We start from the raw sequence: 2,616 nt of genomic DNA, 5'->3' as shown, positions 1-2,616 counted from the left end.
CGGCGCCGGCGCATTGCGCGCGGCGCCGGTCGACGGCGCGGCGACCTGCAGCGGCGGCAATTCGTGCACGACCGCCGGCTCGATCGGTGGCGGCAGCTCGATCAGGCTGACCTGGATCACGTCGCGGCGGTCTTCGATGAACGGCTTGGGCTTCATCGCATCGCGCACGAGCAGCACGAGCACGATGTGCGCGATCACGACGATCGCGACCGCCACGGCAATGCGCCGCCAGTTCACGTCCGGCGGACGCCAGCGCAGCTCGTGCAGCAGCTCGCGCCGCAGCGGCAGTACCCGAGCCGCCGCCTGGGCCGGGTCCGGCGTGCTGGGAGGGCGCGGCCGCTCGGGCCGGGACGGCTGCGCTTCGGCGCTCATGCGATCAGGCGACGGGAAAGGCGCGCAGTGTAGCCAGCGCGCGCATTAGAAATCGGTTAGCCGAAGCGGGCTCGAGCGGCGCATATCCGTTCCGTTCATCTGCGCGGCACCTCGTCGGTTTCCGCCGATCGGCCATAAAAAGACGGGCACCCGGAGGTGCCCGTCTGTCCCGATCCGGCATCGTCCCGATGCCGGCGTGTCTGCGCTCCGAGGTCGGGGATGAGGCGCCGGTTTCAAGCCGGCGCCCACCGTTCCTCGGTTATTCCGCCGGCGTGACGCCGCGGTCGACCCGGACACGCAGGCGGTTGCCCGGGTGATGGTCCATCGTGGTGTGGTAGGTGTCGCCGCGATAACGGTACGTCACCTCGTAGCCGACGATGTCGTCGTTGCCGCGCCAGGCGGTTTCCTGGCGGCAACGGGTCTCGTAGCCGCGGACGTAGGTGCCGCTGGTCTCGTAGTAGTCGCCGCGACGGTGCGACGCGTTGTTGCCGACCGCGCCGCCGATCACCGCGCCGGCGATCGTCGCCGCCTTGCGGCCGTCGCCCTTGCCGATCTGGTTGCCAAGCGCGCCGCCGATTACGGCGCCGAGCACGGTCGAACCCGTATGGTCGCGGCGCGCCGTGTAGCCCGGCTCGTAGCGATCCACCGGCTGGTCATAGCAGACTTCGCGGTTCACCGGCCGGCTCGAACGTTCGACGATCGGATCCACGTCGACGACAGTGGCCCAGTCGTAGCGGACCTCGTAGCGGCTGTCGTAGTAGTCGCCGCGGTAGGCAAGGGCCGGAGTGGAAAGCGCCGCGCCGGCAACCAGTGCCATCGTGATGAATGCAAGGTTCTTCATTTCGCCTCCTGACTCCGGGCAACGAATTCCCGGTTGCCGCCAAGTTAGGGGCGAGCGAATGAATTCCTAGTTAATTCCGGCAGTTACATGGCGTTCATTCAGCCGGAAGCCGGTCTCGTCACGGGATCGCAGTCAGTGTTACGGCCTGTGTCCAGGCCAGTACATGCGCCGCGGCGTCGGCGGCGCGGCGGCCGACCAGCAGTCCGACGTGACTCGCGCGCAGCGGCCAGAACGCCGCGCCGAGCTGCTGCGCCAGCGTACGGCTGGCCTCGCCCGGGACGGACTCGTCGAGCTCGGCGGCGATGACGAGCACCGGGCAGCGCGGCGGCGTCACGGCCAGGCCGTCGGCCGCTTCGCGCAACACTGCCGCGGACTCGTCGCGCCAGCGGCGGAATGCGTAGTGCTGCGTCGGCGCGTCGGCGTCGGGCAACGCGCGCTGTGTGCTCGCGAAACGGCGCCGGCTGGCCCAGGGCACGATGTCGCCATCGACGGCTTTCGCCGGCGGTCGTGGCGCGACGCCGAGCGGCGGCAGCGCATCGACGAGCACGAGGGCCGAGGCCTCGACTTCTTTCGCCAAGGCCAGCGCGATCAGCCCGCCGAGGCTCGCACCGATCAGACAAGGCCGCAGCAACGCCCGCGCCGCGGCGCGGGCCTGCGCCACATAGTCGTCCAGGCCGGTCCGCGCGAGGCCCGCGGCGGCCGGCATGAGCTCCGGCACGACGAACGACCGCGCCTGCGCCTGCCAGACGCGCTGCCAGATCGCCCATTCCCAGGCGCCGCCGCCCGCGCCGTGGATCGCCAGGGTCGGTGTCGTCATGTCGTTTCGCTGCATGGTGCGCATTATCGGCGGCGATCGTCGCCGGGACACCGGCGTGGATGGCGCAGCCGGCCGGGGGCAGGCTACGCTGCCGCGGATGCCTACCGCTGTCTATCGCTTCGCCGACTTCCGCTTCGATCCCGCCACGCGCGAGCTGCGGCGCGGCGGCGAGCTCGTCGCGCTGCCGCCGCGCGCGTTCGACTGCCTGGCCTATCTGGTCGAACACCGCGAACGGGCCGTCGGCCGCGACGAACTGATCGCCGCGGTCTGGGGCAAGGTCGACGTCTCCGACACCCTGCTGGCCCAGACCATACTGCGCGTGCGCCGGGCGGTGGGCGACACCGGCAACGAGCAGCACGCCGTGCGCACCGTGCCGCGCTTCGGCTATCGCTGGGTGCTGCCGACTGACACGGCGGCCGCCACGGCCGAAGAAACGCCGGCGCCGGAGGCGCGTGCCGATCCGGTTCCCGAAGCAACGCCGACGGTTCCGGTGCTTGCCCTGCCGACGGCGACGCGAGCACACGCCGGCGAGCTGCGGCCGGCGCCGCCCGTTGCCGAGCAGACGCCAGCCGCCGCGCCGCGCGGC

Annotated in this window: 4 protein-coding genes; 1 reads left to right on the top strand and 3 read right to left on the bottom strand. The window is 71.4% G+C overall.

The features are described 5' to 3' along the window. The 3 genes from NON22_RS22900 to NON22_RS22890 form a co-directional block, all read right to left on the bottom strand. A partial coding sequence (locus tag NON22_RS22900; protein ID WP_257389300.1) for a hypothetical protein occupies positions 1-372 on the bottom strand: 372 nt, incomplete at its 3' end. Between the two features lie 259 nt (positions 373-631). Continuing rightward, positions 632-1,213 (bottom strand): glycine zipper 2TM domain-containing protein, encoded by a 582-nt coding sequence (locus NON22_RS22895; protein WP_306673977.1) that lies wholly within the window; start codon positions 1,211-1,213, stop codon positions 632-634. Positions 1,214-1,331: 118 nt separating this feature from the next. Continuing rightward, on the bottom strand, positions 1,332-2,030 hold the full coding sequence (locus tag NON22_RS22890) for an alpha/beta fold hydrolase (protein ID WP_257389299.1): 699 nt from the start codon (positions 2,028-2,030) through the stop codon (positions 1,332-1,334). 97 nt (positions 2,031-2,127) lie between these two features. Here NON22_RS22890 and NON22_RS22885 point away from each other — a divergent pair. Further along, on the top strand, positions 2,128-2,616 hold a 489-nt coding region (locus NON22_RS22885; protein ID WP_257389298.1), incomplete at its 3' end, for a winged helix-turn-helix domain-containing protein.

Source organism: Tahibacter caeni, assembly GCF_024609805.1.
Classification (GTDB): domain Bacteria; phylum Pseudomonadota; class Gammaproteobacteria; order Xanthomonadales; family Rhodanobacteraceae; genus Tahibacter; species Tahibacter caeni.
Note: the sequence above shows the minus strand (reverse complement) of the source record. Positions and strands in the feature narration are given on the sequence as shown.

Excerpts from the sequence above, each read along its gene's own strand:
- NON22_RS22890 (WP_257389299.1), bottom strand. The coding sequence starts at position 2,030 with ATGACGACACCGACCCTGGCGATCCACGGCGCGGGCGGCGGCGCCTGG.
- NON22_RS22895 (WP_306673977.1), bottom strand. The coding sequence starts at position 1,213 with ATGAAGAACCTTGCATTCATCACGATGGCACTGGTTGCCGGCGCGGCG.